Source organism: Nakamurella sp. UYEF19 (assembly GCF_040546275.1).
Taxonomy (GTDB): Bacteria; Actinomycetota; Actinomycetes; order Mycobacteriales; family Nakamurellaceae; genus Nakamurella.
In genome coordinates, this window is record NZ_JBEPNO010000054.1 from 1 (window position 1) to 6,610 (window position 6,610).

Genomic DNA, 6,610 nt, shown 5'->3' on the forward strand with positions numbered 1-6,610 from the left:
ATCAACAAATGTCAACTCCACACCACGCACGAAACTCACTCCTCCGATCAAGATCATCTTACCCGGAGTGAGGCACCCACCCATTTACGTTGCCCAGCAACTCCCCCAGGACTTTCGCCACATTCGCCCGGTTGAGTTCGTCGATGAGTAGGACGTGGATCAATTCTGGCCGTTTTTGCGCCGCCACTGCAATTCTCTTGAGCGGCCCATCGACCACCGCGTAGGTCACCCTCCCGCCGACTAATTTGGGTCGATAACCTTCCACGAAGTCCTCATAGGCGTACGAAGGATGGAACTGAACCTTCTCTACCGTCCCTCCACCCCGCGCCAGGTACTCGGCCAGCTTCCGGGCGACGAAGGTCTTGCCGGTGCCGGGCGGACCGTAGAAGACGACCTGCCTCTTGTCATCGAGAAGCCTGATGATTCGCGCTAAGAAATCTTGACTCAGATACAGCTCATCAGCGAGCCCCGTAAGAGAAGCTTCCGGCATATGCTCGCGGTGGAGCAGCCACCAATTGAACTCTTGCATTCCCCATGGGTCGTCGGCCAGGTAAGGCTCTAGTAGCTCGCGTATTGCGTCGTTCGACGCTACGGCCCTCGCACCCGGGGTCTGGCCATCCGGCTTCTCCAATCCGAGCAGGTCCGCGATCGCCATCTTCCCGTTCGGCCCCGACGTGACGTAGCACGGAATCCACCTTCGTGGGTCTACAACCGCGAGGGCTTTGACCATCATGGCTTCGCCTACAGCCGGCAGCTTCCGCTCCCCGCGAATGCAAGTGTCGAGGCGGTCTATGAGGTCGCCGCCGCCGTACAGCAGGAACCGGAGTGTCTCAGCTACCTGCGAGATGCCGACATCTGTTTGGAGTAGACGATTAAAGCCGGGCTGCGAGCCCGGTGAGCCGTAGGCAGGCCCAGCCAGACGCCGCAACAGCGGGATATTGGGCTCGGCCAGGCCGTCACGTGTGAGTGCAGCGGAGAGTTCCTCCCGCTGCTGGTTCCGCTCTGGATTGCCGTCGATCGGGTAGCCGACCTCGTTGCGAAATTGTCTTACGAGTGCTTCGAGCTCAGGCAACGTCTGTCCTTTCAGGTCGCGTACTTGGACAGCACTGGCGACGTCGAGTGGCGCAAGCGTGCGAATGGCGCGCCACTGCTCCAGGGTCGACGCTGAATTCGTGCCGCCCCACGGACGGGCGAGAACGTCCAACTCGGACAGGACGGGATGCGCCTGTACTTCGGCACGGGTGATCGGAGGCAACACGTGCCGCTCGATGAAGACGCCCGCGCGGTACTCCTGGGTGCCTGCCGGGACCGGTCGGAATTCCAGCGGCGGAGCTACGCGCGGGCTGCCAGCAAGCCGGCCCAGCGCGTACACACCAGCCTCTAAACCAGACTGCCATAGCACCACACCGTCGCCGGCCTTCATCTCAGTACGATGACGAGTCACGAGACAGTCTTCGACGTGGCCTGGTGGCATCGAGGGTAAATTTTCGATCAGGTCCCACTGTTTCGGATTTGCCTGAAAGACCCAAAACTTTCGGTGACCGTCTGACCACGGCGATCCAGCCGGCCAACGCTCCGCGTGCTGTTCTCGGACTCTGTCAGCGAACCCGACATCCAGAGCGAAGAGATAACCCTGTTTGACGCCCCCCACAGAATCGAAGGGGCCTTCGGTACCTGCAGGTTTCGGCAGACTGGTCAAAGAGATGGGCGAGCCGAGCGGAAAGTACTCCACCCGGGTCAGTAGACCTTGGTCTCGTTCCGCCAGAGGTCCGTAGGGCCTGCGGGCGGTGACGACCTCCGTCACAACCTCACCGAGCGCGACCACAGCCCCGCGCCGATAGTGCAGGACGACGTCCCCTGGGTGCATTCGACCAACGTTGAGATGGTGACCAAACTGAGGTCCATCGCTTCCTGCGAAAACGATCCCTGCATCTCGCTCTTCCTCGAAGGTGCGCCCTTGGTTCACCCACCAGACACCTGTCGTCGGCCGCTCAGTCTGACGATTAAAACGAGGTTGAAGGCTTGTCACCAGTTGGGCCTTCAACTCCTGAGGATCAGTCGCCTGCCGCCAGCGGATGTTGCATCCCGACAACCAATGCGACATCTCTGCATCGGTCGCTGAGTGGTCCGGCCTGTCGAGCTCGCTCCCTACTTGCTCACGTAGGACCGAGGAGTCCCGACCGTTGTGCAGGTGCTTCAGGAGCCGATCGCGCAGCTTACTGGTCGAGCCGACATAGACGGCGGTATCGTCTCGAAAAACCACATGAACGCCGGGCGCAACCGGAGCGGCGCGGGCAGCGGCAAGCGTGAATGGCTGCGGCTCGGTAAATCCGTCGAGCTGCCCTGCCTGCGTTGGCATGTTCCCCCAAGATCCGACGATTGTCTGCGGCCCACTACCCGGCAATCAAATCGATGGACCTCGTGGGCAGCTTCTGGTGAGCCAGGCTAGTCCGACCTCGAAGCAGGACCATCAGCGGCGCCCCGAGGCAGTTCCGCCAGCGCAGATACGACAAGGGTCGAGGCCTCGCTGTCTCGCCGAACCTCGACTCAGGGAGGACAGGCGTGAGCGGCCACCGCCTGCCTCGAGCGACATTGCCCGTGGAACCGTAAGTGCGTTGCAGTCCTGGCGGAGGTGATAATTGGTGCCGAGCCTGGTCGCGTACACGTGATCACCGGCTCGACGATCCTCCGAGCCGTGCATGCAGAATCGACGATCGAGATCGCACAGCTCGCACCAGGCGGGCTGAACGGCCTTAGCCCGTTGCGCAATTGGTTGAGGAGCCGGAACTGGAGGGCGGAATGGAGCCGCCGGCCGCGCAGAGGCCATGGGTCGCGGAGCACCGGCGGCTCTGACCGGCCCCGGCAAGACGTTTGGGCCCAAGTTCGAAACCACACCTTGCCGGCGTCGCGCCTTCCACCAGCTACGTAAGCCCATCAAGCCTCCTCATCCTCGTCAGCCATGAGATCCATCTGCCGTGCGGCCGTGTCGTCGTTCCGCCCAGCCTGCCAAGCAACGATATCCAGGGCTCGTAGCGGTGTGATCGAGGGCTTCTCGGCGAACCGCGCAATTTCCTCCCAGAGCCCCGGCTCGCGCAGAAGGTCGGCCTGGACCGCGCCCGCGAACGCCAACATGAACTGCGACCACGAACGCCCCTTGACCCTCGGAACGGGCGCCTCAGGCCCGTCTTGATACACATGCCCTACCTGCCGGTCGTAGAGCGGTATGAAGGCGGGGCGCTTGCGGTGCAGGATCTTGGACAGGACGGTCCCCTCTACGCCGGAAACGGCGCCGCCGTCGATGACCTCGTACAGCTCCGCCAACATCTCCAGTTGCACCGGCTCTGCTCGGGCAAGGGTCCACGTCGGATCAATCCGATGCAACAACGGCTGGAGGCGCGAACGCACCGTGGTCAGCGCCTCGTAGGTAGTGATCTTGAGGTAGTTGACGTTCAGCAGCAGCGGTGCCAAGAAGTCAGCATCGACAAGCGGCTCCATCGCATGCTCGGCATCGAAGCCGTCGTAAGACGGGTAGGCGTACCCGTCACGGGCCGTCAGATAGGTCCGCGCATCGCGTCGAGCGGTAGCGCGATCGACATGCCGACCGCCGATCCGCAGTTGATCCTCGCCGGTCATACGCTCCCTCTGCCCCTCGGATGCACAGGCCCTGCAATGTGGCGCGGACCCCCAACCATCCGAACGTGGCAGGCAAAGCGTTCGCAATGTCCGATAGTGTCCCATGATCGTTAGATGCGCAGCGAGGCTCGGTGGGGAGCGTGAAGTCTTCAGATGGCACAGACCGATCTGATCTAGGCGGTGCTGGCGCTCGCGGACGGCGACGACAGCCTGAACGACAACGCCCGTCTGATCATCCTGGGCGCGCTGGACAGCGATCAGTCCCTCGAGGACGTACTCGGGGGCGGCGGACAGACTCTGGCTGAAGCAGCTGCCGCGGTGGAGGATGCACCCATACCGATCGGCGCCTATCTCAAATCCGTGAGCGTCGCGGGGTTCCGGGGCATCGGCGAGCAACTCACCGTCAAACTGCACACCGGCCCCGGCTTGACCATCATCGCCGGCCGCAACGGGTCCGGTAAGTCCTCCATCGCTGAGGCTCTGGAGATGGCCCTCACGGGCCAGAGCTACCGATGGCGCCGACAGTCTGCTGCGGTCTGGACGGCAAACTGGCGCAATTTGCACGCCGACACCCCCGCCGAGATCCGGGTCGAGTTGGCCGAGGAGGGCGCGGGAATCACCACCATCGGCGTCGACTGGTCCTCCGACGCGGGCCTGCACGACGGCGCCTGCTGGGTGCAGCGCAAAGGCCAGAAGCGTCAGTCAGGCCGAGAGAGTCTCGGCTGGGACGCTGCCCTGGACCTGTACCGGCCGCTCCTGTCCTACGACGAGGTCGGCGGGGTTCTCGAGGGTCCGCCCAGCGGTCTGCACGACAAGCTGCACAGCCTCCTCGGCCTTGAGCCGATCACCGATGGTCAGAAGCGGCTGACCATCGCGTTGAAGGCCCTGCAGATTGCGGCGGCCGAGGCCAAATCAGCGTTGCTGGCGTTGAAGTCGCTGCTGGCCGATTCTGAAGATCCTCGCGCCACCCAGGCTCTTGCGCTCCTAAGCAAACGAACTCCGAACAAGGACGCCGTTGAGCAGCTGGCGACTGGCAGCACCGCGGAGGTCGACTCCACGCTCAGCCGATTAAAGACCCTCGCCGCCCTTACCTGGCCAGCAGAGAGGCAGATGTGCAAACCGCGGCCGACGAACTTCGCTCTGCCGTCGCAGCGTTCGCCCAACAGGCGGGGTCTGCGGCCAACGCGCTGGCCAGCAGATCGCGACTACTCACCCAGGCGCTCGAGTATCACCAGACGCACGGCGACGTCGGTTGCCCCGTCTGCGGAACCGGACGTCTCGACGACGCCTGGGCCGCGGCAACCGCAGCGTCCCTGGCTGCCGAGCTCACCGAGCTCACCCAACTCAACGCCGCGCAACGACGATTAGACGCGGCTCGCAGCGCCGCGCAGCAAAACGTGGACCGTGTCCGCCCTCTCCCCCAGATCGCGGACGACGCCCTCCCAACCCTGGTCGCCGCAACCGAAGCTCACGCGACCTGGTCAGCACCCCCGGCAGCCGACCTCAAGCTCGCTGACCACTTGACCAAGAACATCGCCATCCTGGCAACGGCTTTCGATGCGCTCAAGCGACACGCCCAAGAGTTGGTCGCGGCTCGCGAAGATCTCTGGACTCCCCTGGCGCTCAAGCTCGGCGCCTGGGTCGGCCTCGCCCGGGCCGCGGAGGAAGCGGCACCGATGGTCACGGATGTAAAGGCCGCGTCCGACTGGCTGAAGCGCAGCGCCGGCAACCTCCGCAATCAGCGGCTGACCCCACTCGCAGAACGGGCTCGAGACATCTGGGCCCGGCTGCGGCAGGAGAGCAATGTCGAACTGGGTGCGATCCGCCTCGAGGGCCAGGCAACGTCGCGCAGGGTCGAACTGTCAGCCGAGGTCGACGGTGTGGACGCCGGCGCACTCGGGGTGATGAGCCAGGGCGAACTTCATGCCTTGGCCCTGTCGCTCTTCCTGCCGCGAGCCACCGCTCCGGACAGTCCTTTCCGGTTCATCGTGCTCGACGACCCGATTCAGGCGATGGACCCGGCGAAAGTTCAGGGCTTTGTCCAAGTGCTTCAGGAGCTGGCAGCAGAACGGCAGGTGATCGTCCTGTCGCACGACGACAGACTGCCCGCTGCCGTTCGCCGCGCGAAGGCCAGCGCCCGCATCTACGAGGTCGCTCGGATCGCCGGGTCCAAGGTCGTCGTGAGCGAGTCCTCCCATCCGGCCTCGCGATATCTGGAGGATGGCATCGCACTGGCTCTGGACAAGAACGTTCCTGACGACGCCAAGGACGGGATCATTCCCAGCCTGTGCCGGATGGCCTTCGAGTCGGCAGCGTTCGAGGTCTTCGACGAACGTCTGATCGCGAAGGGCGGCGATAGCGCCGACGTTCAAGAGCGCTGGGGCGGAGCAACAACATTGCGCCAACGACTCGCGCTGGCTCTGTCAGGGGACAAGTCGAAGGAGATCAACACCTGGCTCGGCACCGGGCCTCGCCGGGACGCTTTCAGCGTGTGTAACGCCGGTGTCCACACTGGCTCGACCGGGCATCATGCGGACCAGGTCAGAGCCGTCAAGAAGGCCATCAAGGACCTCCGGGCGTCGGTATGACGGACTCATCCCTACTCGAACTGGCAGAATCCGTGCTCGACGGAGCGGTGGTGATCCCAGGCAGCCACGCGCCGCGAGCCGCGGCTGTGCTGGCTCGGCAAGCGTTCCAGCAGATCGTCGACCGTCGTTGCGATTCGAAGGCCGGAGGCTTTGACCGGGCCAACATGCGTTCAAAGCTGATCATCCTCACCGCGGCGGCCGGCACAGATGTGGGAAGCCGAGCGGAGATCGCCTGGGCCGGCCTGAGCCAGGGCTGTCTGTCGCCTGCCATCGTGAAGGGACCACCTGTGGCGGTTTTCTGCCAACGGCATGGGACCGCCGTTCTGCCAGTTGTAGGACCACCCGGCGTGTCCTGACGCCGGACGTCGCGGGGTGCTTGTTCGATCTCC

Annotated in this window: 4 protein-coding genes; 2 read left to right on the top strand and 2 right to left on the bottom strand. The window is 64.0% G+C overall.

Annotation, left to right across the window (positions count from 1 at the left end):
• Positions 1-58: 58 nt before the first annotated feature.
• Together ABIB25_RS29000 and ABIB25_RS29005 are read right to left on the bottom strand one after the other, a co-directional pair.
• Positions 59-2,359 carry an AAA family ATPase gene (locus tag ABIB25_RS29000; protein WP_354531984.1) on the bottom strand — a complete coding sequence of 767 codons (2,301 nt, stop codon included), beginning with the start codon at positions 2,357-2,359 and terminating at the stop codon, positions 59-61.
• 575 nt (positions 2,360-2,934) lie between these two features.
• Complete coding sequence (locus ABIB25_RS29005; protein ID WP_354531985.1) at positions 2,935-3,633, bottom strand: DUF6308 family protein; 699 nt, start codon at positions 3,631-3,633, stop codon at positions 2,935-2,937.
• Between the two features lie 180 nt (positions 3,634-3,813).
• Between ABIB25_RS29005 and ABIB25_RS29010 the strand changes: the two genes are divergently transcribed.
• Together ABIB25_RS29010 and ABIB25_RS29015 are read left to right on the top strand one after the other, a co-directional pair.
• Positions 3,814-5,001 (top strand): AAA family ATPase, encoded by a 1,188-nt coding sequence (locus ABIB25_RS29010; RefSeq protein WP_354531986.1) that lies wholly within the window; start codon positions 3,814-3,816, stop codon positions 4,999-5,001.
• Between the two features lie 152 nt (positions 5,002-5,153).
• The gene (locus ABIB25_RS29015) at positions 5,154-6,221 is read left to right on the top strand and encodes an AAA family ATPase (RefSeq protein WP_354531987.1); all 1,068 of its coding nucleotides are present in this window, start codon (positions 5,154-5,156) and stop codon (positions 6,219-6,221) included.
• Positions 6,222-6,610: the final 389 nt, after the last annotated feature.

Bases quoted from the DNA above. Each gene is read 5' to 3' on its own strand.
- ABIB25_RS29000 (WP_354531984.1), bottom strand. From the start codon at position 2,359: ATGCCAACGCAGGCAGGGCAGCTCGACGGATTTACCGAGCCGCAGCCA.
- ABIB25_RS29005 (WP_354531985.1), bottom strand. From the start codon at position 3,633: ATGACCGGCGAGGATCAACTGCGGATCGGCGGTCGGCATGTCGATCGC.